Origin of the sequence: Roseomonas alba, from assembly GCF_019430885.1 — a bacterium.
GTDB classification, from domain to species: Bacteria; Pseudomonadota; Alphaproteobacteria; order Acetobacterales; family Acetobacteraceae; genus Neoroseomonas; species Neoroseomonas alba.
On record NZ_JAHYBZ010000004.1, the window covers coordinates 100,204 to 126,776 of the forward strand.

At 71.5% G+C, this 26,573-nt stretch carries 20 protein-coding genes; 17 read left to right on the forward strand and 3 right to left on the reverse strand.

Annotated features, from left to right (window positions below; translation table 11 throughout):
* Positions 1-433: 433 nt before the first annotated feature.
* Positions 434-2,041, reverse strand: a complete 1,608-nt coding sequence (locus tag KPL78_RS12210; protein ID WP_369412741.1) for a GMC family oxidoreductase — start codon at positions 2,039-2,041, stop codon at positions 434-436.
* An 88-nt stretch (positions 2,042-2,129) separates the two neighbouring features.
* On the opposite strand from KPL78_RS12210, the gene KPL78_RS12215 reads away from it, so the two are divergent.
* The 5 genes from KPL78_RS12215 to KPL78_RS12235 all read left to right on the forward strand — a co-directional run bounded on the left by KPL78_RS12215 (position 2,130) and on the right by KPL78_RS12235 (position 9,052).
* Positions 2,130-2,984, forward strand: a complete 855-nt coding sequence (locus KPL78_RS12215) for an amidohydrolase family protein (protein WP_219763245.1) — start codon at positions 2,130-2,132, stop codon at positions 2,982-2,984.
* 143 nt (positions 2,985-3,127) lie between these two features.
* Positions 3,128-5,668, forward strand: coding sequence for an arylsulfatase (locus KPL78_RS12220; protein ID WP_219763246.1), 2,541 nt, complete (start codon positions 3,128-3,130; stop codon positions 5,666-5,668).
* A 60-nt stretch (positions 5,669-5,728) separates the two neighbouring features.
* Positions 5,729-8,104, forward strand: coding sequence for a tetratricopeptide repeat protein (locus KPL78_RS12225; RefSeq protein ID WP_219763247.1), 2,376 nt, complete (start codon positions 5,729-5,731; stop codon positions 8,102-8,104).
* 140 nt (positions 8,105-8,244) lie between these two features.
* Complete coding sequence (locus KPL78_RS12230) at positions 8,245-8,592, forward strand: hypothetical protein (protein WP_219763248.1); 348 nt, start codon at positions 8,245-8,247, stop codon at positions 8,590-8,592.
* A gap of 16 nt (positions 8,593-8,608) precedes the next feature.
* Entirely contained in the window at positions 8,609-9,052 is a 444-nt protein-coding gene (locus tag KPL78_RS12235; RefSeq protein WP_219763249.1) for a hypothetical protein, read from the forward strand.
* A 196-nt stretch (positions 9,053-9,248) separates the two neighbouring features.
* Here KPL78_RS12235 and KPL78_RS12240 read toward each other — a convergent pair whose 3' ends face one another.
* The gene (locus tag KPL78_RS12240; RefSeq protein WP_219763250.1) at positions 9,249-9,716 is read right to left on the reverse strand and encodes a hypothetical protein; all 468 of its coding nucleotides are present in this window, start codon (positions 9,714-9,716) and stop codon (positions 9,249-9,251) included.
* Between the two features lie 7 nt (positions 9,717-9,723).
* Positions 9,724-10,218, reverse strand: a complete 495-nt coding sequence (locus KPL78_RS12245; RefSeq protein ID WP_219763251.1) for a hypothetical protein — start codon at positions 10,216-10,218, stop codon at positions 9,724-9,726.
* Positions 10,219-10,631: 413 nt separating this feature from the next.
* Between KPL78_RS12245 and KPL78_RS12250 the strand changes: the two genes are divergently transcribed.
* The 12 genes from KPL78_RS12250 to KPL78_RS12305 all read left to right on the forward strand — a co-directional run bounded on the left by KPL78_RS12250 (position 10,632) and on the right by KPL78_RS12305 (position 26,568).
* On the forward strand, positions 10,632-11,615 hold the full coding sequence (locus KPL78_RS12250) for a helix-turn-helix domain-containing protein (protein ID WP_219763252.1): 984 nt from the start codon (positions 10,632-10,634) through the stop codon (positions 11,613-11,615).
* Positions 11,616-11,690: 75 nt separating this feature from the next.
* Positions 11,691-12,242 (forward strand): ANTAR domain-containing response regulator, encoded by a 552-nt coding sequence (locus tag KPL78_RS12255; protein WP_255568998.1) that lies wholly within the window; start codon positions 11,691-11,693, stop codon positions 12,240-12,242.
* A gap of 237 nt (positions 12,243-12,479) precedes the next feature.
* Positions 12,480-13,583 (forward strand): CmpA/NrtA family ABC transporter substrate-binding protein, encoded by a 1,104-nt coding sequence (locus KPL78_RS12260; RefSeq protein ID WP_219763253.1) that lies wholly within the window; start codon positions 12,480-12,482, stop codon positions 13,581-13,583.
* On the forward strand, positions 13,580-14,854 hold the full coding sequence (locus KPL78_RS12265; RefSeq protein ID WP_219763254.1) for a CmpA/NrtA family ABC transporter substrate-binding protein: 1,275 nt from the start codon (positions 13,580-13,582) through the stop codon (positions 14,852-14,854). Before KPL78_RS12260 ends, KPL78_RS12265 begins: the two co-directional genes overlap by 4 nt.
* Positions 14,855-14,867: 13 nt before the next feature.
* On the forward strand, positions 14,868-15,740 hold the full coding sequence (gene ntrB / locus KPL78_RS12270) for a nitrate ABC transporter permease (protein ID WP_219763255.1): 873 nt from the start codon (positions 14,868-14,870) through the stop codon (positions 15,738-15,740).
* Between the two features lie 11 nt (positions 15,741-15,751).
* On the forward strand, positions 15,752-16,543 hold the full coding sequence (locus tag KPL78_RS12275) for an ABC transporter ATP-binding protein (protein ID WP_219763256.1): 792 nt from the start codon (positions 15,752-15,754) through the stop codon (positions 16,541-16,543).
* A gap of 2 nt (positions 16,544-16,545) precedes the next feature.
* Positions 16,546-17,739 (forward strand): NAD(P)/FAD-dependent oxidoreductase, encoded by a 1,194-nt coding sequence (locus KPL78_RS12280; protein ID WP_219763257.1) that lies wholly within the window; start codon positions 16,546-16,548, stop codon positions 17,737-17,739.
* A complete protein-coding gene (locus KPL78_RS12285; RefSeq protein WP_219763258.1) occupies positions 17,739-19,481 on the forward strand; it encodes a NirA family protein in 1,743 nt (580 codons plus the stop codon). The genes KPL78_RS12280 and KPL78_RS12285 overlap by 1 nt, the downstream gene beginning before the upstream one ends.
* Complete coding sequence (locus KPL78_RS12290) at positions 19,478-21,025, forward strand: sulfite reductase subunit alpha (RefSeq protein ID WP_219763259.1); 1,548 nt, start codon at positions 19,478-19,480, stop codon at positions 21,023-21,025. The genes KPL78_RS12285 and KPL78_RS12290 overlap by 4 nt, the downstream gene beginning before the upstream one ends.
* Positions 21,025-23,652 (forward strand): nitrate reductase, encoded by a 2,628-nt coding sequence (locus KPL78_RS12295; protein ID WP_219763260.1) that lies wholly within the window; start codon positions 21,025-21,027, stop codon positions 23,650-23,652. The genes KPL78_RS12290 and KPL78_RS12295 overlap by 1 nt, the downstream gene beginning before the upstream one ends.
* Before the next feature lies 1 nt (position 23,653).
* Complete coding sequence (locus tag KPL78_RS12300; RefSeq protein ID WP_219763261.1) at positions 23,654-24,559, forward strand: NAD(P)-dependent oxidoreductase; 906 nt, start codon at positions 23,654-23,656, stop codon at positions 24,557-24,559.
* A 407-nt stretch (positions 24,560-24,966) separates the two neighbouring features.
* Positions 24,967-26,568 (forward strand): efflux transporter outer membrane subunit, encoded by a 1,602-nt coding sequence (locus KPL78_RS12305; protein WP_219763262.1) that lies wholly within the window; start codon positions 24,967-24,969, stop codon positions 26,566-26,568.
* The last annotated feature ends 5 nt before the right edge of the window (positions 26,569-26,573 follow it).

A 26,573-nucleotide genomic window follows, 5' to 3' on the forward strand; every position in this document is an offset into this window, starting at 1 on the left:
GGAGCGTCGGCCGATGGACGGCAAAACGATCATTCCCCTTCTCCGGCCCGAACCCCCGAGCCTTGCCGGGTATTATGTCATGATTTTCAGTTAGTTGCCACCGCTTATTTCAAGTGGTGTGTGATCGGGCGGGCCGCTCCCGGGCGCGTCCTTCGCAGATGTCGAGCCGGGATCTGACCTCGCCCCCTGCTGGCGCGAAGCCGTGCTTCGTCCCCGACCAAAGGCCGAAAGGCCCTTCGGAACCCCAGGCTGGTGCCGGGCGCGGCATGGCCGCTCCTGAGCCAACGCGATTGCAGTCCAGGGCTTCCGGGTACCAGCGGCACCCATTCACCTGGTGCGGCAAGGCCGACGGGCAGCCCTGGCGGGATGGCGCGCACGGGCGGAGCATCGCCAATCTTCTGGCCTTCCCGGCGATCAGGGGAAGCCGCGGACGTCAGGCTGCCCTGCGCACCATCTCCGCTGCCCGTTCCGCAAGCATCAGCACGGCGGGATGGATGTTGGAGGACGGAACCAGCGGGAACACCGATGCATCCACGACGCGTAGCCCCGTCACGCCGCGCACGCGCAGTTCCGGGTCCACCACGGCACGGTCGTCGGCGCCCATGCGGTTGGTGCCGCAGGGATGATAGACGGTCGCGCCGTTGGCGCGGATGTAGTCCAGCACCTGGCTGTCGGTCTGGGTGTCGGCGCCGGGGCATTCCTCGCCCTCGATCAGTCGGGCGAAGGGCTCGGTCTTCGCGATCAGCCGGCCGAGCCGGTGGCTTTCCAGCATGATGCGGATGTCGGAGGCGGCGGAGAGGTAGTTCGCGCGGATCACCGGCTTGATGTCGGCGTTGGGCGCGCGAAGCGTCAGCTCACCACGACTGTCGGGACGGCAGACGCAGTAGTTGAAGGTAAAACCCGGGTATTTCGCGAGCTGGCTGGCGCCGCGCGACTGGTCGCCGAGGGAGAAGTTCACGAACTGGAACTGCACCTCGGGTTCCTCGGAGCCGGGCAGGACGCGGGCGAAGAGACTGGCTTCGGACGCACCGACGGCCATCTGGTTCTTGCCGCGCGTCAGCCAGCCGAGGCCGAGGCCAGCGGCGCGGATCGGGTTCGCCATGATCTCGTTGAGCGTGCCGCAGGGCTTGGTGCGGAAGGCATAGCGGATCATGAAGTGGTCCTGGAGGTTCTTGCCGACCTCCGGCGCATGGGCGGTGACGGGGATGCCCATGGATTGCAGCGCGGCGCCGTCGCCGATGCCGGACAGCATGAGCAGCTTGGGGCTTTCGATGGCGCCGGCGCACAGGATGACCTCCCGCCGCGCGAGCCAAGTCTCCTCGCCATCCTTGCCGCGCAGCACGGCGCCGATGGCGCGGCCGTCGCGGAACAGGATGCGCTGGGCGACGCGTTCGACCTCCACCGTCAGGTTCGGCCGGCCGAGGGCGGGCTTGAGGTAGGCGGTCGCCGGCGACCAGCGCCAGCCGCGATGGACGTTGAGCTGGTTGGGGGCGACGCCTTCGAACCACGCGCCGTTGTTGTCGGCGTTGCGGGCGAAGCCGAGTGATTCGCAGGCCTCGACAAAGGCGCGACAGCCGGCGGAGGGTTCGGGGACTTCGCCGATCTGCACGGGGCCGTCCTTCCCGCGATAGTCGCTGTCGGGTCCGTGGAAGGTCTCGAGCTTGCGGAAGGCGGGCAGGCAATCGTCATAGGACCAGCCTCGTGCCCCGGATTGCGCCCAGCGGTCGTAGTCGCGCGGGGAACCGCGCAGGAAGACCAGGCCGTTCACGCTGCCCGACCCGCCGATGACGCGCCCGCGCGGCCAGTAGAGGCTGCGGCCGCCGAGCTCGGGCTCGGCCTCGGTCTGGTAGTTCCAGTCGAATTTGCGGGTCACGTAGAGCCGCGCGAAGCCCATCGGGATGTGGATCCAGGGATTGCGGTCCCAGGGGCCGGCCTCGAGCAGCGCGACCTGCGCTGTCGGGTCCTCCGACAAGCGCGCGGCCATGACGCAGCCGGCGGATCCGCCGCCCAGGATGACGTAGTCGGCTTCACGGGTGATCACGCGGTTTCCCCCAATCCCTGTTCTTGCCGGTATCGAACACGATCTTGCGGCGTTGGGTAAGGGTGCGTCGGTGGACTAGGCTGAGGGGATGAGACCCTGCCTCCCGCCGCTCGACGTGACCCCCGCGCCGTCCTGGACCGCGCCGGACCTCGCCTGCGACTGCCATTTCCACATCTTCGGACCCTATGACCGGTTTCCGCTGGATGCGGGGCGGCATTACGACCCGGCAGCGGCGCTGATCCCGGCCTATGAGCGGGTGGCGACGGCGCTGGGGCTGACGCGGCGCGTGATCGTGCAGCCCTCGGTCTATGGGACGGATAATCGCTGCTCGCTGGATGCGGCGGCGCGGTTCGGGCTGGATCACGCGCGGGTCGTCGCGGTGGTCGATCCGGCGATCAGCGATGCGGAACTGCGCGCGCTGCATGACGGCGGCACGCGCGGGCTGCGCTTCAATCTGGTCAGCGGCAATGGCGCGCCGGTCGAGGCGCTGGACGCCATGGCCCGGCGCATCGCGCCGATGGGATGGCATCTGCAACTCTACGTCTCGGGCGCGGTGCTGGCGGAGATCGCGCCGAAGCTCGCGACACTGCCGGTCGAGGTCGTGATCGACCACATGGGCGGCGTTCGCGCGGCCGAGGGCGTCGGCGCGCCGGGTTTCCAGGCGCTGCTGCGGCTGCTCGGGTCCGGGCGCGCCTGGGTGAAGCTGTGCGGGTATCGCATCTCGGCCGGACCGCCCTTCGGCGATGTCGCGCCCTTCGCGACAGCGCTGCTCGATGCCGCGCCGGAGCGCTGCGTCTGGGGCACCGACTGGCCGCATCCGTCGCTGTCGGCGTGGATGCCGGAGGATGGAGCCCTGTTCGACCTGCTCGGCGCCTGGGCATCGGATGCTGTGCTGCGAAAGCGCGTGCTGGTGGACAATCCGGCGCGGCTCTACGGCTTCTGAGACGACGCCGCCGGCACGATTGCCGGGAATGGACATCGGTTGCGCCGTGAGACCCTGGGCCCCGGGTGGTAGGCTGGGCGTGACCCGCCGCGGGATCGCAGGATCCGGCGTGGCGCCATGGCGTGGCAGGAAAGGGCAGCGGAATGCGGCAGACACTGCTGGGGATGACAGCATCCCTGGTGATCGCGGCGGTCACGGCCACGGTGCCGGTCGGCGCCGCGGCACAACAGGTGCGCGGCACGCCCGGCGCGCCGGATGCGGTGATGACGCCGCAGGGGCTGCAATTGCCCCCGCCCACCCCGCCCTTCACTGGCCAGATCCTGCCGAATGCGGCGCAGAGCACCGAGGCCTGGCCGCCGCAGACCATGCCGCCGGCGCACGCGCCGAACGTGCTGCTGATCCTGACCGACGATGTCGGCTTCTCCGCGCCCTCGACCTTCGGCGGCGTGATCCCGACGCCGACGCTGCAATCCATCGCCGATACGGGGCTGCGCTACACGACCTTCCACACGACGGCGCTGTGCTCGCCGACGCGGGCGGCGCTGCTGACCGGGCGCAACCACCATCAGGTAGGCTTCGGCAACATCGCCGAACTTTCCAGCGGCTATCCGGGCTACAATTCCATCATCCCTCCGGAGACGGCGACGATCGGCCGCATCCTGCAGGACAATGGCTACGCCACCGGCTGGTTCGGCAAGAACCACAACGTCCCGCCCTGGGAAGCGAGCACCGCCGGCCCCTTCACGCATTGGCCGATCGGCCAGGGCTTCTCCTATTTCTACGGCTTCGTGGGCGGCGACACCTCCCAGTGGCAGCCGGGCAACCTGTTCCGCAACACGACGCCGATCCATCCCTATGAGGGCCGGCCGAACGGAAGCTGGAACCTGATCACGGCGATGGCGGACGATGCCATCGGCTACATCCGCACCCAGACCGAGATCGCCCCGGACCGCCCCTGGTTCATCCACTACGCGCCGGGCGGCACCCATGCGCCACACCACCCGACACGGGAATGGGTGGACCGCATCCATGCGATGCACCTCTTCGACGACGGGTGGGAGAAGCTGCGCGAGCGCATCTTCGAGAACCAGAAGCGGCTCGGCGTCATCCCTGCCAATGCGGAATTGCCGCCCTGGCCGGACGATCTCCGCCGCTGGGACAGCCTGTCCGACGTCGAGAAGCGTCTCTTCATCCGCCAGGTCGAGGTCTATGCCGCCTACCTCGCCTATACCGACCATGAGATCGGCCGCGTCATCGCCGAGGTCGAGCGGCTCGGCCAGCGCGACAACACGCTGATCATCTACATCAGCGGCGACAATGGCAGTTCCGCCGAGGGCTCGGTCAACGGCACGCCGAACGAGGTGATGTACTTCAACGGCGTCGCGCTGACCGCCGAGCAGCAGATGCCCTGGTACGACGCCTGGGGCACCGACCAGACCTACAACCACATGGCGGTGGGCTGGACCTGGGCCTTCGGCACCCCGTATCGCTGGACCAAGCAGGTCGCCAGCCACTTCGGCGGCACCCGCAACGGCATGGCGATCTCCTGGCCCGGGCGCATCGCCGATCGGGGCGGCATCCGCACCCAGTTCCATCATGTGATCGACGTGGTGCCGACCATCCTCGACCTGGTGGGCATCCCGCAGCCCAACATGGTGGACGGCATCGCGCAGCGGCCGATGGATGGCGTGTCCATGGCCTATACGATCCCGCGGGAGAACGTCGCCGCGCCATCCACGCGGCACACCCAGTATTTCGAGATCCTCGGCTATCGCGCGATCTATCACGATGGCTGGATCGCCAGCACCACGCCGCCGGTGCCGCCCTGGGCCTCGATCGCGTCGCCACGCCCGTCCGACGTGATGAACGGCTACCAGTGGGAACTCTACAATCTCGCGGACAATCCGACACAGCTGCTGAGCCGCAACCTGGCGGCAGCGGAGCCCGAACGGCTGCGCGCGATGCAGGAGCTGTTCATCATGGAAGCGACGCGCAACCAGGTCTTCCCGCTGAACAACTCGATCGCCGCGATGATCTCGACCCGCCCGGGCCCGGCGGCGGGACGGTCGCGCTTCGTCTATACGGGCAGCTCCTGCTGCACCCAGGCCAATGCGGCGCCGAACATCCTCAACCGGTCCTACCGCATCACCGCCGAGATCGAGGTCCCGGAGGGCGGGGCGAACGGGATGCTGGTGACGCAGGGCGGCCGCTTCGCCGGCTGGGGCCTGTATCTGCATGAAGGGCGGCCGACCTTCACCATGAACCTGCTGAACCTCGAACGCCCGAAGTGGCAGGCCCCCGAGGCGCTGCGCCCGGGCAAGCACACCATCGTCTTCGACTTCACACGTGATCCGGCGGGCGAGGCGCCCTTCGGCCATGGCGGGACGGGCGTGCTGACGGTGGACGGCCGGGAAGTGGCGCGCCTCACCCTGCCCCACACCGTGCCCTTCACCTTCGCCTGGGACGAGACCTTCGATGTGGGTCTCGACACCGGGACGCCGGTCGATGACCGCGACTACCAGGTGCCCTTCGCCTTCACCGGCACCCTGGCACGGCTCGTGGTCGAGCCGAGCGAGACCCCGGTGACCTTCGAGGCCGTGGTGAATTTCCTCGACGCGCTGCAACACCGCGATGCGGAACGGCCGGCGCCGGGCCTCGCGCCGGCGCAGCAGCGCCGTCCGTGACATGATCGCCCCCGGGCGCCTTGATGGGGCGCCCGGGCTTCCCGTGGCGGCATGAGGTCCATGACACCGCCCTGTTCCCCTGCCTTCGGCACCCGACGCACCCTGCGCTGGCTGGCCACCCTGATGGCCCTGGTCGCTACCCCCTTCCTTCTCGCCGCGCTGATCCTGGCGCCGGAGCGCCCGGTCGCGCAGCCGGCCATGCGGGCAAGCTTCGCGGGCTCGGCAAGCTGCGCCGGCTGCCACGCGCCGCAGGCCCAGACATGGCACGGCAGCGACCATGCCCGCGCGATGATGGCGGCGACGCCGCAGACGGTGCTCGGCGATTTCTCCGGCCAGACGGTTACCGACGGGCGCCACACCGCGACCTTCCGGCGCGAGGGCGATCGCTACCTGGTCCGCACCGACGGCCCGGGCGGCACCGTCGCCGATTTCGCGGTCAGCGAGGCCTTCGGCGTCGACCCGTTGCAGCAATACCTGGTGCTGTTCCCCGATGGCCGCCGCCAGCCCCTGCCCTGGGCCTGGGACAGCCGGCCGCGCGCGGAAGGCGGCCAGCGCTGGTACCACCTGATGCCGCAGGAGGAGCTGACGGCGGGCGACCCGCTGCACTGGATCGGGCGCGACCAGACCTGGAACTTCATGTGCGCGTCCTGCCACGTCACCGGGGCCGAGCGCGGCTATGACCAGGCCAGCGACCGCTACGACACGCGCTGGGTGGAACTCGGCGTCGGCTGCGAATCCTGCCATGGGCCGGGGGCGGCGCATGTCGCCTGGGCGCAGGCCGGGGCCTCGGCGAATGACCCGCGCGCGCGGCTGCCGGTGGCGCTGCGCGATGCCTCGGGCGGCGCCTGGCGCTTTGCCGAGGGCGACCCGCGCGGCATCGCCCATTGGGAGGGCCCGCCCCGGATCTCCGCGACCACCGAGGTCGAGACCTGCGCCCCCTGCCATGCGCGCGCCCGGCCGATCGTGGCCGATCCCGTGCCGGGGTCGCGCTTTCTCGACACCCATGCGCCGTTGCTGCTGGCGCGCGGCGAATACCAGGCGGACGGCCATATCCAGGGGGAGGTCTTCGAATGGGGATCCTTCACCCAGTCCCGCATGCAGCGCGCCGGCGTCACCTGTTCCGACTGCCACAACCCGCATGACGGCAAGCTGCACGCCGAGGGCAATGCCGTCTGCGCGCAATGCCACCTGCCTGCCCGCTTCGACACGGCGGAGCACCATCATCACCCGGCAGGCAGCGACGGGGCGCGCTGCACGTCCTGCCACATGCCGCAGGTCACCTATATGGGCATCGACCGGCGGCACGATCACAGCTTCAGCGTGCCGCGGCCCGATGTCGCCGCGCAGATCGGCGCGCCCGATGCCTGCACCACCTGCCACACCGACCGGGCGCAGAGCTGGGCGGCGCAGCGGATCGCCGACTGGTTCGGCCCGCGCCGGCGCGACGATCCGCACTGGGCGCTCGCCATCGAGGCCGGCCGCCAGGGCCGCCCCGGCGCCGATGCGGGGCTCGCCGCCATCGTCACGGATCGCAGCCAGCCGGCGATACGGCGCGCGACCGCCGTGTCGCTGCTGCCGGTGCCGCCCACCCAGGCCAGCGCCGGGGCGGTCGGCGCGGCGCTGCTGGATGCCGAGCCGCTGCTGCGCGCGACCGCGCTGCGGGCCCTGGAGGGCCTCGATCCCCGCAACCGGATGCATGCGGTGCGCTTCCTGACCGACCCGGTCCGGCTGGTCCGCATCGAGGCGGCGCGCGTGCTCGCGCCGGTGCCGCGGGACGCCCTGCCGGAAGCGTCGCGCCCCGCCTTCGACCATGCCTGGGCGGAGCTGATCGCCTCGGAACGCGTTGCGGCCGAGCGGCCGGAAGCGCAGGTCAACCTCGCCGGCCTACTCGCCGCGCGCGGCGACGCCGCGGGGGCCGAGGCAGCCTATCGCGCCGCCCTCGCCCGCGATCCGACCTACCTCGCCGCGCTGGTGAACCTCGCCGATTTCGAGGCGCGGCGCGGACGGCCCGACGCCGCCCTTGCCGCCCTGCGCCAAGCCGTCGCCGCGCATCCTCGCGCAGCCGAGGCGCACTACGCCCTGGCCCTGGCCCTGATCCGCCAGGGCCGCGCGGCGGAAGCCCTCGCCCCACTCGCCGAGGCTGCCGCACTCGCGCCGGGAGAGCCGGGCTATGCCTATGTCCAGGCCATCGCGCTGCACGAACAGGGCCGCCGCGCCGAGGCCGTGGCGGCGCTGGAGGCGAATCTCCGCCGCAACCCGCGCCATCGCGACAGCATGATCGCGCTTGCCACGATGGCGCGCGACCAGGGCGACGTCGCCGAAGCGGAGCGACAGGCGCGCGCCGCCCTCGCGCTGAACCCCAATGACCGGGATGCGGCGGCGCTGCTGCAACAGCTCCGCGCCATGCGCCCGCGTCCGCCGGCTGCCGGTCGATGACACGACGCTCGGCCATGAACGATATGGCGATGGTTCTCCCTCACTCTGCCGTGCCACCGGCAGATGGTGGGTCGATCACGCCATGCCGCCGGGCTAGGCTCCCGCCGCGCCCAACACCCCAGTCACAGGGACATTCCTCCATGCGTTTCCTGGCACCTGCCCTTCTCGCCGCCTGCATCGCGACCGGGGCCTCGGCCCAGCAGCCGCCGGCGGGCCTCACTGTCGAGGGCCTCGATCGCGGCCTGACCAATCTCGGCCTGATGGCGGGCCATGCCGTCCAGTGCCTGCCCGAGGCCGAGAAGCCCGCCGCCCAGCGCGCGCTGCTCGCCTTCAATTCCATCCTGATCGCCGAGATGGGCGCGAATGCGGCCTTCCGCTTCTCCTCGGCCTATGGCGCCGGCTCGTCGCATGAGATCGACCGCCAGTTCTGCGAGCGCAGCCTCGCCGACTGGCGCAAGCTGATGCAGGACCACAACCTCAACCGCTGACGGAAAGGACGCGACGATGCGCAAGCTTCTGACGATCGCGGCGCTGGCGGGGCTGGCCGCCCTGCCGGTGGGTGCGGCGCCGCTCGATGCCTCGGGTGCCGTGCGGCAGGCCGTCCGCACGGCGATGCCGGGCGCGACGCCGGTCTGGTGGCATGCCGGCGGCACCACCGCCTGGGGCAACCACTGGCATGCCGGCGGGACGGGCTACTATGGCGCGCACCCGACCTATGGCTATCACGGCTATGCGGGTGGCGGCTGGTATCATGGACCGGTGGTCGCGCCGGTGCCCTACTACCATCCGGGCGGTGCCTTCGCGGCCGGGGCCGTGGTGGGCGGGGTGACGGGCGCCGTGGTCGGTGCCGCGGCGGCCAATGCCTATCGCCCGCCGCCGCCGGCGGCGACCACCGTCTACAACTACAGCCAGCCGCCGACGGTGGTGAACAACTACTACGAGAACTGATACCAGCCAGCCTTTCGGCTGACTCGGTATCAGAGTCTTGTGGATTTGCGCGCGGCCGCCTCACCAACCCCGCGCGCCATACCGTTCGCCGTGCCGATGACAAGGTCATCAGCAAGGCTCGGCGGTATGATACTCTGTCTGGAAACGCGTCTCGCGGCGCGTTTCCATATCCGGCGCCGGCCCGGTCCCTGCCGTGTCAGCGGGGATGGTTCTGCCAGGATTGCTGGATCATCGCGAAGAGGAAGGCGGTGCTGAGTCCGATCAGGATCACGCCGTTCAGCGCCTCGATCGCGCCCAGCATCTGCCAACGGGCGTCGAGGAAGACCTCGGCATGGCCGTAGCTGGTGATCGCGCTCAGCGAGTAGAGCATGGCCTGGTGGCCGGTCGTGGCGGCGCCGACCAGGATATAGGTCGTGGCCCAGATCGCCGCCTGCAGGATGTGCAGCAGCGTCACCATGAAGGTGATGAGGCTCATGATCACGGCGAAGTTCAGCACCTGGTTCCGGATCAGGTGCGCGCGGCGGCCCATGGCGAAGCGGTGCGCCGCCCGCGTCGCGCCGAGGCCGAGGACGTGCAGCACCACGGTCAGCATGATGAGAGGCCCGCCGATCAGCCAGGCGGGCCCCCAGGACGTGATCTCGGCCGCCGCCCGGGCGGCGGCCATCTGCGCCTCAGGGTGCAACGGTGACCGTCGCGCCCTGCGCCGGCACGGCCAGCGAGACACCAGGCGGCGCCGAGCGCAGTTCCATCAGGACGAGATTGTCGTTGCCGAGCCGCAGCGCGGCGCCGAGATCCGAGGCGATGCCCCCGACATCGCGATAGGTGCCAGCGAAGGCGCCGCTGCGCTCGAGGCCGAAGACCCGGCCGGTGATCGCGGTCTGCGCCGGCGCGCCGTCCTGCGCCGATAGCCCGGCGATGGTGAAGCGGAAGGTCTGGCCGTTGGCCTGGAGCACGCCCTGGGCGGTCGGCGCCCCACGCCGCAGGGTCAGGCGGACCGTCCCGTCCACCGGCGTGCCCGGGGATATCGTGTAGAGACCCGGCGAAGGCAGGGCATCCGCCGGCGGCGGCGTCTGCGGCAGGTCGGCGCCCCCCCCGCCGCAGGCGGCCAAGCCGAGGGAGAGGGTCAGCAATGCGGCGAGGCGGGGCGTGGGGCGGGCGGTGATCATGGCGGCATCCTCGTTGGGGTCGTCTTGCGCTGGCAGCCGGCGCGCGCGAATCGCACCTGGCCTTCGGGTGGCGAAGGTTACAGGCGACGCCCGTTGCGGTCAGGACCGGCCACGCCCTGCCCCAGCCTACCGGGTCCGGCGCCGTACCACAGAGGGCAATCCCTGTCCGGATTCGGCAGGCCCACCCATTGCAGAGGCGGGCCCACCCATTGCAGAGGCGGCCCCACCTCCCCTAGACCCCTCAGAGACCGTTTGGAAATGCGCCGTTCGGCGCATGTCCATGCCCGGCACCGGCCCGCACCCGGCCACGCAACGACAATATCCTGGATGGGCGGCCGGGTGGGGGTGCGGGCCGGTGCCGGGCATCGCAAGCAGTCTCTCAGAAAGCCCGGCATGGCGCAGGGGAGTGGCAGGTGGACGCAGGGGAGATCCTCGAAGGACCGGGACTGGCCACCACCGTCCGGCGCGCCACCTTCGCCGATCCCGACGCGTTGACGGCGGCGCTGCGGGACGTCGCGGTCGATTACCTGCGCCTCGCCCCCGGACGCTACACCGCGACGCTGACCGCACTCGACCTCGGGCCGGTGCGGCTGCAACTCGCCTCGGACGAGGCACATATCACGCGTGGGCATGTCGCGGCGGACACATCCCTGCTGCTGTTCGGGCTGCAATTGCCCGACGAGCCGACGTTGGTGAACGGGCTGACCATCGGCGCGCGCGACGTGATGCATCTCGGCCCCGGCTCGCCGATCTTCGCCCGGGTGCAAGGGCCGGTCCGCTGGTCGGGCATCAGCTTCCGCACGGAGGCGCTGCTCGGCGCCGTGGCCCATGAGCGCCTGCCGGGCAGCGAGGCCTTCCAGGTCCGGCGCGATGCGCGCGGGCATGCCGGGCTGGCGGTCTTCGCGCACAATGCCGCGCGCCTTGCCGCCGTCGAGGCGGCGCGCTTCGGCTTCGACGCGGTGCGCCGCGCGCTGGTCGAGGATGCGCTGCGCCTCGCGGCCGCGGCGGCGCAGGACCCCTTGCAGGGCGATGGCGCCTTCCGCGCGGTGCATCGCCGTGTGGTGCTGGTGTCGGAGGCCGAGGATTTCCTCGCCGCGCATATCGGCCAGCCGCTCTACTCCGAGGACCTCCAGGCGGCACTCGGCGTGCCGATGCGCACCCTGCACAACGCCTTCGTCGCGGTGCATGGCATGTCAGTGCACCGTTACCTGCGTCTGCGGCGGCTGCATCTCGCACGGGCTGCCCTGCGCGCGAGCAACGGCAGCCCGGCGCAGGTGAAGATCGCGGCCCTGACCCACGGCTTCTGGCACCTCGGCCGCTTCGCGCAGGATTACCGGACGTTGTTCGGGGAACTGCCCTCCGAGACGTCGGGCGCGCCCTTACCCGGGTACGGCTGACCGGGCGGCACGGGCCGTGCAAGGAGTGCAGGGCCCGGACCAGCCACCCGAGGGGAGCCATCCGACCTGCGCGTCCTGCTTGTCGATACCGATGCCGCGCGCGCCAGCCAGGTCCAGGCGGGGCTTGAGACCGCAGGCTTCATCGTGGTCGCGGTGTCCTCGAACACCGCGGATCTGATTGGTCTGGTGCGCGAATCCCAGGCCGATGTGATCGTCTGCGACCTGGACGATCCGTCCCGCGACGCATTGGAGAGCATGCGGGCGCTGAACCGCGACGAACCCCGCCCCGTCGTCGTCTTCGCCAGCCGCGGCGATGCCGACCAGATCGAGGCCGCGCTGGATGCCGGGGTCGCTGCCTATGTGGTCGAAGGGCTCGCCCCGGCGCGCGTCCGACCGGTGCTGGAGGTTGCTATCCGGCGCTTCCGTGCCTTCCAGGCCCTGCGCCAGGAGCGCGACGAAGCCCGGGCGACGCTCGCCGAACGCACGGTGATCGAGCGTGCCAAGGGCATCCTGATGCAGCGCCGCCGGCTGTCGGAGCCAGACGCCTATCGGCTGATGCGCCGCTGGTCGATGGATCGCGGGCTTAAAATGGTGGCAGTCGCCGAGGATATTCTGTCCAATAAGTGACCATTATGGTCCAATAATGGGCATTATCGTTCCGGGTTGGCCGATTTGCCCGTTGTGCGGGCTATTTTTTCCTTCCCAATCGCTGTGTCGCTACGGCAAAAAGCGCGTGCGTTGCAGCAAGCGGCGCGTCCTCGGCCACAACGGCGTGCCCGAAGTGACTTCTGTCCGGTCGACCCGACGGGCCAATGGCGGTCCGTCTGAGCGGGATCCAGGTGATCCCGCCCGGAGCAGCGTCACATGGATCGCGCGCCTGAACGCCCCCTGCGCATCGGTTTCGTTCCCCTCACGGATGCCGCGCCGCTCGTCATCGCGGATGCGCTCGGCCTTTTTGCGCGCCATGGCGTGCCCGTGGTGCTCTCGGCCGAGGCCGGCTGGGCGGCCCTGCGCGACAAGCTCGCCTTCGGTGCACTGGATGGCGCCCATCTGCTCGGTCCACTCGCGATTGCCCTCGCCGCGGGCATCGGGGGCCTGCGCCGGCGACTGACCGTCACCGCCGGGCTGGCGCGCAACGGCAACACCATCGTGCTCTCGCCGGCCCTGGCCTCGGCGATCGGGGGCTTCGCCGCGCCGCTCGACCCGCGCCGCTTCGCCGAGGCTCTGCATGCCCGCGCCGAGGAAGGCCTGCCGCCGCCGACCATCGCGGTCGTCTTCCCCTTCTCCTCCCACAACTACCTGTTGCGGCACTGGCTGGCGGCAGGCGGCCTCGATCCCGACCATGATGTGCGGCTGGTGGTGGTGCCGCCGCCGCGCGTCGCCCGCGCGCTCGCCGATGGCGCCATCGAGGGCTTCTGCGTCGGCGAGCCCTGGGGCAGTCATGCGGTCGCGACCGGCGCGGGCCGCTTCGCGCTCGCCACCGCCGACATCTGGCCCGACCACCCGGAGAAAGTGCTCGCCTTCGCCGAGGGGCTGGTGGAGCAGGACGAGGCCTCGATCCTGGCCGTCACCGCCGCGGTGATCGAGGCGGCGCGCTGGCTGGACGATTCCGCCAACCGCGTCGAAGCCGGCCGCATCCTGCAGGAGCGCGTCTTCCCCGAACTGCCGCGCTCGACGATCGTCGCCGCGCTGGAAGGCCAGGTCGCCGCCGCCCAGGGCGCCCAGCCGCAGGGGCTGCGCGCGCCGTTGCGTTTCCTCGCAGCCTCCCGCCCCTGCCCCGAGGAAGCCGCCGCCTGGCTCGCCGCCATGCGCCGCTGGGGCCATGCGGCCACCGCGGATGCCAAGGCCATCGCGCCATGGCGCCCTGACCTGTGGGAGCGGGCTGCGTCGCGGCTGTCGCCCCGGCCGGAGGCCGGCCGGCCCACGCGTTCTCCCCTTCTCAACACGCCCCTGGAGTCCGACGCATGAGCCAGACACCGATCCGTCGCCGCGCCGCCCTGGCCGGCACCGCCGCATTGCTAGCCGCCGCGAGGGCCGCGTTGCCGCGCGGTGCCTTCGCGCAGGGCGCAACCACGCCGGAGGTCCGCAAGGCGGTGCTCGGCTACATCGCGCTGACTGACAGCGCGCCGCTGATCATCGCGAAGGAGCGCGGGCTCTTCGCCAAGTACGGCATGCCCGATGTCGAGGTGACCAAGCAGGCGAGCTGGGGTGCGACGCGCGACAACCTCGTGCTCGGCGGGGCGCGGGGCGGCATCGACGGCGCGCATCTGCTCACGCCCATGGCCTATCTGATCCACACCGGCCGCGTGGTGCAGAACGGCCAGCCGGTGCCGATGGCGATCCTCGCCCGGTTGAACATCAATGGCCAGGGCATCTCGGTGGCCGGCAAGCATGCCGCGCTGCGCGTCGGCCTCGATGCCGCTCCGCTGCGCGGCGTCCTGACCGCCGACAGCAAGGTCGCCATGACCTTCCGCGGCGGCACCCACGACCTGTGGCTGCGCTACTGGCTCGCCGCCGCCGGCATCGATCCCGACAAGGACGTGCAGACCATCGTGGTGCCGCCGCCGCAGATGGTGGCCAATGTGAAGGTCGGCACCATGGACGCCTTTTGCGTCGGAGAGCCGTGGAACGACCAGACCGTGCATCAGCGCGTCGGCTATTCCGCCGTCGTCACCGGCGAGTTGTGGAAGAACCATCCGGAGAAGGCGCTCGCCCTGCGCGGCGACTGGGTCGCCGGGAACCCGCGTGCCGCCGAGGCGCTGACCGCCGCGGTGATCGAGGCGCAGCGCTGGTGCGACGAGGACGGCAACAAGCCCGAGATGTGCAGCATCATCGGCCGCCGCGCCTGGTTCAACGTGCCGGTCGCCGACATCCTGCCGCGCAGCCGCGGCGAGATCGAATACGGCGATGGCCGCACGGTGCGCAATCCGGATCTGGCCATGAAGTTCTGGCGGGACCAAGCCTCCTATCCCTTCCACAGCCATGACCTTTGGTTCCTGACCGAGGACATCCGCTGGGGCGTGCTGCCGGAGGCGACCGACACCGCGAAGCTGATCCGCGAGGTGAACAGGGAAGGCATCTGGCGTGCCGCCGCCGCCCGCGCCGGCGTGCCGAACGCCGAGATGCCCTCAGGCACCTCCCGTGGCACCGAGACCTTCTTCGACGGCAAGGTCTTCGATCCCGAGAATCCCCGCGCCTACCTCGACAGCCTCGCCATCAAGAAGCTGACGACGGCCTGAACCGATGAACGCCATGACCGACACCACGATCTCCGCCTCGATCGCCGCCTCGACGCCCACGCCGCTGCGTCGAGCCCCGACGCTCGCCGATCGGATGCGCCCCCATGTGCAGCATGCGCTGGCGGTGGCGATCCCACCGCTGGTGCTGCTCGCGCTACTCGTCGGCGCCTGGGAATGGGCGGCGAGCGGACCCAATGCCAGCCTGCCCCCGCCATCCAAGGTGTGGGAGGATGCGAACGAGCTGATCCTCAACCCCTTCTACGACCGCGGCGGGCTCGACAAGGGCCTTGGCCTGCACCTGTTCGCCAGCCTTCAGCGCGTCGCGGTGGGCTTCGCGCTCTCTGCCGTCGCCGGCATCGCGCTGGGGCTGCTGGTGGGGTCCTCGACGCTCGCCATGCGGGCGCTCGATCCGCTGTTCCAGGTGCTGCGCACCGTGCCGCCGCTCGCCTGGCTGCCGCTCGCTCTCGCCGCCTTCCGCGAAGCCCAGCCCAGCGCGATCTTCGTCATCTTCATCACCGCGGTATGGCCGATCATCATCAACACCGCGGTCGGTGTGCGCAACGTGCCGCAGGACTACCGCAACGTCGCGCGGGTCATCCGCCTGTCGCATCCCGACTGGTTCCTGCGCATCGTGGTCCCCGCCGCCGCACCCTACATCTTCACCGGCCTGCGCATCGGCGTCGGCCTGTCCTGGCTCGCCATCATCGCGGCCGAGATGCTGACCGGCGGCGTGGGCATCGGCTTCTTCGTCTGGGATGCGTGGAACTCCTCCAACCTCTCCGACATCATCGTCGCCCTCGTCTATATCGGGCTGGTCGGCTTCGTGCTCGATCGGATGATGGCGCTCCTCGCCCGCGTCGTGACGCGCGGCACCAGCGTGCAGTGAGGACCGCAGCCATGGAACGCGCTTTCCTCGAGATCAGCCAGGTCGTCGTGCGCTTCGGCAAGGCGGCGGCCCCCGTGCTCAACGGTGTCGACCTCAAGGTCGCCCGCGGCGAGTACATCTCCGTCATCGGGCATTCGGGCTGCGGCAAGTCGACGCTGCTGAACGTGGTGGCCGGGCTGCTGCCCGCCAGCCTGGGCGGCGTGCTGCTGGAAGGGACCGAGGTGGACGAGCCCGGGCCCGACCGCGCCGTGGTCTTCCAGAACCATTCGCTGCTGCCCTGGCTGACTGTCTATGAGAATGTCCGCCTCGCGGTGGACCGCACCTCGGGCCGCGCCATGTCACGCGCCGAACGCGATGAATGGACGCGCGAGAACCTCGCTTTGGTGCGCATGACCGACCATCTGCAGAAGCGCCCGAACGAGATTTCGGGTGGCATGAAGCAGCGCGTCGGCATTGCGCGGGCGATCGCGATGCGCCCCAAGGTGCTGCTGCTGGACGAGCCCTTCGGTGCGCTCGACGCACTGACGCGGGCCCATCTCCAGGACCAGGTGATGGACATCCACACCAGGCTCGGCACCACGGTCATGATGATCACCCATGACGTGGACGAGGCGGTGCTGCTGTCCGACCGCATCGTGATGATGACCAACGGGCCGAATGCGACGATCGGCGAGGTCCTGGAGGTGGACCTGCCGCGCCCGCGCGACCGGCTGTCCCTCGCCTCCGATCCGCGATTCCTCTCGGCGCGCGAGGCGGTGCTGCGCTTCCTGCATGAACGCCACGCCCTGCCGAAGGTGGCCTGACCATGCGCGTGCTGGTGATCGGCGCCGGACCAGCCGGAGCCCGCTGCGCCGAACGCGCCGCGGAGGCCGGCATGGTGGTGACGCTGTGCGGCGCGGAGCCCGCCCTGCCCTATGACCGCGTCGCCCTCGGCCGCGTGCTGTCGGGCGAGGCGGAGCCGCCGGCGCTGATCACGCACGGCGCGGCGCGGCTGCGCGACCTCGGCATCACCTTCCGCCCGGCGACCCGCATCGCCGCCCTGGATGCGGCGGCGGGCCGCGCCGAGACCGCGCGCGGGGAGACGATCGGCTTCGACCGCGCCGTGATCGCGACGGGATCGGAGGCGGTGCGCCTGCCGCTGCCGGGCGCGGCACTGCCGGATGTCTTTCTCTATCGCAGCATGGCCGATGTGATCGCGATGCGGCGCCGGGTCACGCGCGGCACGCGCGTCGCCGTCATCGGCGGCGGGCTGCTGGGGCTCGAGGCCGCGGCGTCCGTCTCCCAGCTCGGCGCGCGCGTCACCGTGGTCCATGCGGTGGGCTGGCCGATGGAGCGCCAGCTCGACCCCATGGCAGGTGCGCTTCTCGCCCGCCAGCTCGGCGCGACGCGGCGCCTCGACTTCGCCATGCCAGCGCTGAGCGAGGCAATCGAGGGACAGGATCATGTCACCGGGCTCCGCCTCGCCGACGGGCGCAGCATCGCCTGCGAGATGGTCGTAATGGCCGTCGGCGTGCGGCCGTCCGTGGCGCTGGCGCGGGAGGCGGGACTCACCGTCGCGCGCGGTATCGTGGTGGACGATGCGATGCGCAGCAGCGTGCCCTCCGTGCTCGCCATCGGCGAATGCGCGGAACACCGCGGCATCGTCTGCGGGCTGGTCGCGCCGGCGTTCGCCATGGCGGAGGCCGCAGCGGCGACACTGCGCGGGGAGGCCGCGATCTATGCCCCGCGCCCCGATCCGACGGCGCTGAAGGTCTCGGGCATCGATGTCTGGTCGGCCGGCGAGATCGAGCCGGCCGATGCCGAGGCCATCACCCTGTCCGATGCCGCCATCGGTCGCTATCGCCGGCTGTGGCTGCGGGGCGGGCGGCTGGTGGGCGCGGTGCTGTATGGCGACACCGCCGATGCGCCCTTCTACCTCGGCCTGATGGCCGGGGGCCGCGACGTCACGGCGATGCGCGACCTGCTACCCTTCGGCGCCGCCTTCCAGGAGGTGGCGTGATGAACGACGCGGCCTTCAGCCCGGAACAGCAGGAATATCTCAAGGGCTTCATGGCCGGTGTCGAGGCCCGGCGCGGCGCCCTGCGGCCTGCCGGCGACGGCGGCGGCGGCGGCGGCGGCGGCGGCGGGCCACCCGACGCGCTGCGCGCGGCGCAGGATGCGACGATCGCGCGCGGCGGCAAGCTGGTGGCGCAGGAGGAAGCGAAGCGCGAGAAGCATCCGCTCGACCGCTGGTCCGAGCTGACGGCCCGCGCGGCCGAGGGGAAGTTCCCCAAGCCGATCGACGATTTCATCGGCCGCTATCACGGGCTGTTCTTCGTCGGCCCCGCGCAGAACGCCTTCATGTGCCGGCTGCGCATTCCAGGCGGCATCCTCGCCGCGCATCAGCTCGATGCCATCGCCGACATCGCCGCGGAGTGTGCGGGCGGCTATGCCGATGTGACGACGCGCGCGAACCTGCAGTTCCGGGAAATCCCGGCCGACAAGGGGCCTGTGGTGGTGATGCGCCTCGGCGACATCGGCCTGCTGCCGCGCGGCACCGGGGCGGACAACATCCGCAACCTGACCGCGAGCCCCACCGCCGGGATCGACGCGCAGGAACTGATGGACACGCGCCCCATCATCCGTGCCCTGCACCACCACATCCTACACACGCGCGACCTGTTCGCCCTGCCGCGCAAGTTCAACATCTCGGTCAGCGGCGGTGGTGCGGTCGAGGTGCTGCAGGAGACCAACGACATCGCACTGTCCGCCGTGACGACCGCGGCGGGCCTGCGCTTCCGGCTGACGCTGGGCGGCATCACCGGGCATCGCGATTTCGCGCGGCCGACCGGCGTGGTGGTGGCGGAAGCCGACATCATCCCCGTCTGCGATGCCATCCTGCGCGTCTTCATCGCCGAGGGCGACCGCACTGACCGCGCCAAGGCACGGCTGAAATACGTGCTGGACCGGATGAGCATGGACGCCTTCCTCGGCCTGGTCGAACAGCGGCTCGGCCGGCCGCTGGAGCGCATCGCGGAAGCCGACATCATCGCCCCTCCGCCGCCCGCCAAGCATGGCCATGTCGGCGTGCATGCGCAGAAGCAGCCGGGGCTGACCTATATCGGCGTGATGGGCGCGGTGGGCCGGCTGACGGTCGCGCAGCTCCGCGGCGTCGCCGACATCGCGCGGCGCTTCGGGTCCGGCACCATCCGTCTGACGGTCTGGCAGAACCTTCTGATCAGCGACGTGCCCGAGGCGCGGGTAGCGCCGGCGCTGGACGCGATTGCGGCGCTGGGGCTGACGCATCAGGCCAGCAGCATCCGCGGCGGGCTGGTGGCCTGCACCGGCAATGCCGGGTGCAAGTTTGCGGCGTCGAACACCAAGCGCCATGCCGCCGAACTGTCCGCCTTCCTGGAAGCCCACCTGGCCTTCGCCGAGCCGGTCAACATCCACCTTACCGGCTGCCACCATTCCTGTGCGCAGCACTATGTCGCCGATATCGGCCTGCTCGCCGCCAAGGTCGAGCGCGGCGAGGATCTGGTCGAAGGCTACGATCTGCATCTCGGCGGCGGCGCTGGGCCGGAGCAGAAGATCGGTCGGCTGATCCGCCCGAAGGTCGCGCATGACGAGCTCGGACCCGTCGTGCTCGGCGTGCTGCGCGGCTGGCTCGACCAGCGCGCGCCGGGCGAGAGCTTCCACGCCTTCTGCGCCGCGCGCGACGACGCCGCGCTGATCGCGCTCGCCGGGGAGACCACGCCATGATCCCGCAGGCCTTTCCCGGTCCCGCGCCGGTACCCCTCATCCCCGACAGCGCCCCCTTCACCCCGGCGCAGCGCGCCTGGCTGAACGGTTTCCTGGCCGGGCTCTATGGCGGTGCGGCCGAAGCCGGGGCGTCCGCTCCGGCGCCGGCCGAGGATTTCCCCTGGCACGACCCGGCGCTGGAGCTCGACGAGCGCCTCGCCCTCGCCGAGGGCCGCCCGCTGAACAGGCGGCTGATGGCGGCGATGGCGCAGCTCGATTGCGGGCAATGCGGCTATCTCTGCCAGACCTATTCCGAGGCGCTGGCGGCGGGCAGCGAGACCTCCACCGCGCTGTGCGTGCCCGGGGCCAAGGCGACGCAGAAGGCGCTGAAGGCGATCCTCGCCGAGGCGCCGGCGGCACCCGTCGCGGCGCCGGCGGCCCCGGTCGCCGTGGCGGCGCCGAAGGGCGTGCCGGTCCCCGTTCTGTCCGCGACGCGGCTGACCGCGGTGGGGTCGGACAAGGATGTGCGGCATGTCGTCCTCGACCTCGCCGGCAGCGGGTTGCGCTACGAGCCGGGCGACAGCCTTTCCCTGTCCTGCCCCAACGATCCGGGGCTGGTGGAGGCCGTGATGGCTGCGCTGCTCGCCGATCCCGCGACGCCGGTGCGGGTCGGCGGCGCCGAGACGACACTGCGGGATGCGCTGGCGACGCGGATCGACATCGCGCGGCCGCTCGACCGGACGATGGATCTGCTGGCCGGCGCGGCGACCGATCCGGCGCAGGCCAGGGCGTTGCGCGCGCTGTCCGATGGTGATGACGGGGCGGAACCCGCCGATGCGGACCTGCTCGACCTGCTCGTCGCCTTTCCCTCGGCGCGGCCGCCGCTGCAGGGGCTGCTCGACAGCCTGCCGAGCCTGAAGCCACGGCTCTATTCGATCGCGTCCTCGATGGCGGCGGTGGGCGATCGCGTCGAGCTCTGTGTCGGCGTGGTGCGCGACACGCGGCGGGGCCGCGCGCGGGATGGCGTGGCGTCCTGCCACCTGGCCTATCGCGCCACGCCCGAAGCCCCGCTGCGCGCCGAGATCCAGGTCAGCCATTTCCGCCTGCCCGCCGATCCCGCGACACCGGTGATCATGGTCGGGCCCGGAACCGGCATCGCGCCCTTCCGGGCGTTCCTTCAGCACCGCGCGGCGCGCGGCGACAAGGGTCGGACCTGGCTGCTCTTCGGTGACCGGCGCCGCGCCTCGGACTTCCTGTTCGAACGCGAGATCGAGGCCTGGCGGCAGGCCGGCACGCTGTCGCGCCTGTCGCTGGCCTGGAGCCGCGACGGCACGCGCAAGGACTACGTCCAGCACCGCATGGCCGAGGATTCGGCCGATCTGTGGCGCTGGCTGCAGGACGGGGCGCATTTCTACGTCTGCGGCGATGCCTCGCGCATGGCCCGCGACGTGGACAGCGCGCTGCGTGGTGTCGCGCAGACGGAAGGCGGCATGACCGCCGACCAGGCGCGCGACTGGATCGTCGCACTGGCCCGCCAGGGCCGCTATCAGCGGGATGTCTACTGATGGATGGCAGCCTTGCCCCCCGTCCGGTGCGCAGCACCTGCCCCTATTGCGGGGTGGGATGCGGCATTCGCGCGACACCCGATGGCCGCGGCGGCGCGACCATCGAAGGCGATGGCGAACACCCCGCGAATCGCGGGCGGATGTGCAGCAAGGGCAGCGCGCTCGGCGAGACCCTCTCGCTCACGGACCGGCTGCTGCATCCCGAGGTGGGGGGCAAGCGGGCCTCCTGGGATGCCGCGCTGGATGCGGTGGCGGAGGGATTCGCCCGCGCGCTCGAACGGCTGGGGCCGGAGGGCGTGGCGCTCTATGTCTCCGGCCAGTTGCTGACCGAGGACTATTACGCCGCGAACAAATTCGCGAAGGGCGTGCTCGGCACCGGCAACATCGACAGCAATTCCCGGCTATGCATGGCCAGCGCCGTCGCCGCCCACCGCCGCGCTTTCGGCGAGGACATCGTCCCGGGCGTGTATGAGGATCTGGAGCAGGCCGACCTGCTGGTGCTGGTGGGGTCGAATCTCGCCTGGTGCCATCCGGTGCTGTTCCAGCGCGTGATGGCGGCGAAGGCCACGCGGCCGGCGATGCGCATCGTCGTCATCGACCCGCGCCGCACGGCGAGCTGCGAAGGGGCCGATCTGCACCTGCCCATCGCGCCCGGCGGCGATGTGACGCTGTTCGCGGCACTGCTGACGCATCTCGAGGATCGCGGGCTCGGCGATGCGCGCTTCCTGGCCCAGCAGACGCGCGGCCTGGGCGACGCCCTGGCCGCTGCCCGCCAGGTGGCGGCGGATGCGCCGGCCCTGACCGGCCTGCCGGCGGAGGACATCGCCCGCTTCTGCGCCCTGTGGGCCGCGACGCCGCGCGTCGTCACGCTGTGGAGCCAGGGGGTCAACCAGTCGAGCGCCGGCACCGACAAGGCCAATGCCATCATCAATGCCCATCTCTTCACCGGGCGCATCGGCCGGCCCGGCATGGGGCCCTTCAGCGTCACCGGTCAGCCCAACGCCATGGGCGGGCGGGAGACGGGGGCGCTGGCCAACATGCTCGCCGGCCATCTCGACTGGGAGCGGCCGGGGGAGCATGCGGCGCTCGCCGCCTTCTGGGGCATGCCGCGCCTCGCGACCGGGCCGGGGCTGAAGGCGGTCGACCTGTTCCGCGCGCTCGGCGCCGGGCGGATCGGCGCGCTGTGGGTGATGGCGACCAACCCGGCCGTGTCGCTGCCCGAGGGCGATGCGGTGCGCGATGCGCTGGGCGGGGCGCCCTTCCTCGTCGTCTCCGAGGTCACGCGCCGTGCCGACACCGCCGACTTCGCCCATGTGCGCCTGCCGGCGCTCGGCTGGGGCGAGAAGGACGGCACGGTCACCAACAGCGAGCGCGTGATCAGTCGCCAGCGCGCCTTCCTGCCCTGGCCCGGCGAGGCGAAGCCCGATTGGTGGGCGGTGGCGCAGGTGGCGCGGCGGCTCGGGCATGGCGCGGCCTTCGCCTGGGACGGCCCGGCCGCGATCTTCCGCGAGCATGCCGCCGTGACCGGACTGGCGCGGCCGGCGGCACGGGCCTTCGACCTGTCCGGTCTCGCCGACCTGTCGGATGCCGCCTATGGCGAGATGCCACCCACGCGCTGGCCCGTCCCGGCCCGGGGCCCGCGCGCCGACCGCTTCTTCGCCGCGGGTGGTTTCCCAGCGGGGCGCGCGCGGCTGGTCGCGACACCCTTCCGCGCCCCCGAAGCCCAGCCCGATACGGCCTTCCCGCTGCGCCTGCTGACCGGGCGGATGCGCGACCAGTGGCACATGATGACGCGCACCGGCAGCGTGCCGCGCCTGATGGCGCATGCGCCGGAACCCCTGCTGACGCTGCATCCGGACGATGCGCCGGACCTTGCGGAAGGCAGCCTGGTGCGGGCGGAGACACCGGCCGGCAGCGCCGTGCTGCGCCTGGCGCGCGATCCGGGCCAGCGACGCGGCACGGGATTCGCGCCCATGCACTGGACCGCGCAATTCGCCCCGGCCGCGCGCATCAATGCCGCGCTGATCGGCGCGACCGATCCGGTCAGCGGCCAACCGGAGTTGAAGCACGCGCCGCTGCGCGTGTCGGCCTATGCGGCGGCCTGGCACGGCTTCCTGCTGGCGCCGCGGCGCTGCGCGCCGGATGTCGCCGCCTGGTGCGCCATCGCGCCGCTGGAGGGCGGCGCCTGGCGGCACGAGCTTGCCGGACCGGAGGCACCGGGCGAGGCCTTCGCACGCCTGCGCGCTCTGCTGCCGGCGGAGGATTGGGCCGTGCTCGAGGACCCGGTCGCCGGCGTGTATCGCGCCGCGGCGCTGTCGGGCGGCGCGCTGACCGGCGTCGTCGCCGTCGCGCCCGCGGCCTTGCTGCCGCCGCGCGACTGGCTGGCGGCGCTGATGACCTCGGGGCTGCTGGCACCGGAGGATCGCGCGGCGCTGCTGGTCGGCCGCCGCGCGGACGGGCCGCCGCCCTCCCCCATGGTCTGCGCCTGCCACGGCGTCACCGCGGCCGCCATCCGCGGCTGCGGCGCGCGGGACGTGGCGGGCGTCGGCGCGGCGACGCGCGCCGGGACGGGCTGCGGGTCCTGCAAGCCGGAGATCGCCGCGCTGCTCGCGCGCGAACTCGTCTGAGATGCGGCATTTCCCGGCGTTCCTCGACCTGCGGGGGCGCCACGTCCTGGTGCTCGGCGCGGGCGAGGTCGCCGAGCGCAAATCCGCCCCGCTCGCCGCCGCCGGCGCGCTGATCCGGCGCGCCGGGCGCTTCGACCCGGCGCTGCTGGATGGCGTCGTCCTGGCCGTCGGCGCCGATGCGCCGGAGGAGGACCTGCTCGCGCTGTCCGAGGCCGCCCAGGCGCGCGGCCTGCCGGTGAACGTCGTGGACCGGCCGGCGCTGTGCTCCTTCATCATGCCCGCGATCGTGGATCGCGACCCGGTGACGGTCGCGATTGCGACGGGCGGGGCGGCGCCCGTACTGGCGCGCATGGTCCGACAGAAGATCGAGGCCGTGCTGCCACCGGCCCTCGGCGCGCTGGCGGCACTGGCGGGACGGATGAACGCCGCGGTGCGGCGCGCCCTGCCCGATCTCGGCGCCAGGCGGCGCTTCCTGGAGAGAATGATGACGGGGGCGCCGGCCGATTTGGCTTTGTCGGGGCGGATCGCCGAGGCTGAGGCCGCCTTCGCCCGGGCACTCGACCAGGCTGAGACGCAGCCGGTCGGCTTCGTGCATCTGGTCGCCGCCGGGCCGGGCGATGCCGATCTGCTGACCCTGCGTGCGCTGCGCCTGCTCGGCGAGGCCGATGTGATCGTGCATGACCGACAGGTCTCCACAGCCGTGCTCGACATGGCGCGACGCGACGCGGAGCGCATCCGCATCACGGACGGGCCGGCGGGATCCGCTGCGCTGCTGATGCGCCTCGCGCGCGATGGCCGGCGCGTGGTGCGGCTGACGGCCGGCCATGAACACGACGACGATGCAGCGGCGCTGACCAGGGCCGGCATCCCGCATGCGACGGTGCCCGGCGTGGCCGGCAGCGCCTGAGAACCTGCGTCGGCGCCCCCGGGGCCATGGGTGACCCGACGAGGGTGCCGTGCCGGGCTTTGCGGGCGGTCTCGCGCAATTTTTCGCTCCCGCTGGAACGGCACCAGGCCGCACCCCTACCAGGCACCCATCCAGGGTACTGTCGTCGGGTGACCGGGTCGGAGTGCCCGCTGACGCCGTTCGATCGAACAATGCGTTCGTGCCCGATTCGCCCACGCGCGGATCGCGCGGCTGCGGTCATGACCGTCCGGTGACGCTGCACGCCATCCGGGTCCGCGCGAGAATCCGCCGCGGCGTTCATGGCCTGTACGTCACAGCGGGCGCTTGATGTCGCCCGGATCCGTAACCGGATTCGGCAGCGCAGCAACAATGTGTATTCTCGGCATCTCTTTCTGGCTTGGGGCCTCATGACACGCTCGGTCTTCCTGCGAATTCGCGCGCCCGTGCTGGCAGTGCTTCTGCCGCTCGCGGCCTGCAAGGTCGGGCCCGACTTCACGGAGCCCGGCGCGACCCTCGCCGAACGCTGGCTCCAGGCCGGTGACCGGTCCGTCGTTACCGACCGCACGACCTACGAACGGTGGTGGACGGTCTTCAACGACCCGACGCTGAACGATCTGGTCGAGATGGCGTATCGGCAGAACCTGTCGCTGCTCGCAGCCGGAACGCGCGTGCTGGAGGCCCGGGCGGCGCTCGGCGTCGCGGCGGGCGAGTTCTATCCGCAGTCGCAGTCGGTCGGCGGCGGGCTGACCTATCTCCGCCCCAGCGAGAACGACCCGAGCGGCGTGACGCAGGCGGGCCTCGGCGAATTCTGGCGCGGTGCGCTGTCGGCGAGCGCGGCCTGGGAGCTCGATTTCTGGGGGCGCTTCCGGCGGGGCGTGCAGTCGGCCGACGCGGCGTATCTGGCGTCCATCGCGACCTATGACGACGTGCTGGTCACGCTGGTCGGCGATGTGGCCTCGACCTATGTCGGCATCCGCACGTTGCAGGCGCAGATCGCGATCGCGCGGGCGAATGTGGCGCGCCAGCGCATGGCCTTGCAGATCGCGCGCGACCGCTTCCAGGGGGGCGTGTCGACCGGCCTCGACGTCGCGCAGGCCGAGAACGTGCTGGCACAGACCGAGGCGAGCGTGCCGCAGCTCACCGCCCAGCTCGAACAGGGGGAGGCGGCGCTGCGGGTGCTGCTGGGCCTCGCGCCACAGCCCATGCAGCAGTTGCTGGCGGGCCGCCCCGACATCCCGGTGCCGCCCGAGACCGTCGCGGTCGGCATCCCAGCAGACCTGGTGCGCCGGCGCCCCGACATCCGCGCGGCCGAGCTGCGCGCGGCGGCGCAGAGCGAGCAGATCGGCATGGCGCTCGCCGAGCTGTATCCGGCCTTCAAGCTGACCGGCGTCTTCGGGTCGCAGGCGAGCAATGTCGGCGGCAACCGTGTCTCCGACATGTTCACCTCGAGCGCGATCCAGTTCGCCTTCGGGGCCAGCTTCTCCTGGCCGATCCTGAATTACGGGCAGATCACCAACAATGTCCGGGTGCAGGATGCGCGGCTGCAATCGCTGCTGATCGAATACCGCAACAGCGTGCTGAACGCACAGCGCGACGTGGAGAACGGCCTGTCCGGCTATGTCCAGGGTGGGCGGCAGGTGCTGGCGCTGCAACGCAGTGTGCGCGCGGCGGAACAGGCGATGTCGATCGCCATGGACCAGTACCGCATGGGCACGCGCGACTTCACCACGGTGCTGACGGCGATGCAGAACCTGTACGCGGCGCAGAACAGCCTGGCCGTGGCGCGCGGGGCGCGGGCACGGTCGCTGACCGCGCTCTATCGCGCGCTCGGCGGTGGCTGGCAGCTCCGCCAGGGCAACGACTTCGTGAACGACGCGACGCGCGACGAGATGCGCGCCCGCACCGACTGGGGTCGCGTGCTGCCGCCCAGCGGCCAGCCGCAACCCGCCGCCCCCGGCCTGCCCGGCCCCTCCGACCGCGGGCCTGACGTCCGCGCGCCGCAATGGTGATGATC

Excerpts from the sequence above, each read along its gene's own strand:
- KPL78_RS12215 (WP_219763245.1), top strand. The coding sequence starts at position 2,130 with ATGAGACCCTGCCTCCCGCCGCTCGACGTGACCCCCGCGCCGTCCTGG.
- KPL78_RS12260 (WP_219763253.1), top strand. The coding sequence starts at position 12,480 with ATGGATCGCGCGCCTGAACGCCCCCTGCGCATCGGTTTCGTTCCCCTC.
- KPL78_RS12300 (WP_219763261.1), top strand. The coding sequence starts at position 23,654 with ATGCGGCATTTCCCGGCGTTCCTCGACCTGCGGGGGCGCCACGTCCTG.
- KPL78_RS12285 (WP_219763258.1), top strand. The coding sequence starts at position 17,739 with ATGAACGACGCGGCCTTCAGCCCGGAACAGCAGGAATATCTCAAGGGC.
- KPL78_RS12230 (WP_219763248.1), top strand. The coding sequence starts at position 8,245 with ATGCGTTTCCTGGCACCTGCCCTTCTCGCCGCCTGCATCGCGACCGGG.
- KPL78_RS12235 (WP_219763249.1), top strand. The coding sequence starts at position 8,609 with ATGCGCAAGCTTCTGACGATCGCGGCGCTGGCGGGGCTGGCCGCCCTG.
- KPL78_RS12265 (WP_219763254.1), top strand. The coding sequence starts at position 13,580 with ATGAGCCAGACACCGATCCGTCGCCGCGCCGCCCTGGCCGGCACCGCC.
- KPL78_RS12280 (WP_219763257.1), top strand. The coding sequence starts at position 16,546 with ATGCGCGTGCTGGTGATCGGCGCCGGACCAGCCGGAGCCCGCTGCGCC.
- KPL78_RS12225 (WP_219763247.1), top strand. The coding sequence starts at position 5,729 with ATGACACCGCCCTGTTCCCCTGCCTTCGGCACCCGACGCACCCTGCGC.
- KPL78_RS12305 (WP_219763262.1), top strand. The coding sequence starts at position 24,967 with ATGACACGCTCGGTCTTCCTGCGAATTCGCGCGCCCGTGCTGGCAGTG.
- ntrB (WP_219763255.1), top strand. The coding sequence starts at position 14,868 with ATGACCGACACCACGATCTCCGCCTCGATCGCCGCCTCGACGCCCACG.
- KPL78_RS12220 (WP_219763246.1), top strand. The coding sequence starts at position 3,128 with ATGCGGCAGACACTGCTGGGGATGACAGCATCCCTGGTGATCGCGGCG.
- KPL78_RS12295 (WP_219763260.1), top strand. The coding sequence starts at position 21,025 with ATGGATGGCAGCCTTGCCCCCCGTCCGGTGCGCAGCACCTGCCCCTAT.
- KPL78_RS12240 (WP_219763250.1), bottom strand. The coding sequence starts at position 9,716 with ATGGCCGCCGCCCGGGCGGCGGCCGAGATCACGTCCTGGGGGCCCGCC.
- KPL78_RS12245 (WP_219763251.1), bottom strand. The coding sequence starts at position 10,218 with ATGATCACCGCCCGCCCCACGCCCCGCCTCGCCGCATTGCTGACCCTC.
- KPL78_RS12290 (WP_219763259.1), top strand. The coding sequence starts at position 19,478 with ATGATCCCGCAGGCCTTTCCCGGTCCCGCGCCGGTACCCCTCATCCCC.
- KPL78_RS12275 (WP_219763256.1), top strand. The coding sequence starts at position 15,752 with ATGGAACGCGCTTTCCTCGAGATCAGCCAGGTCGTCGTGCGCTTCGGC.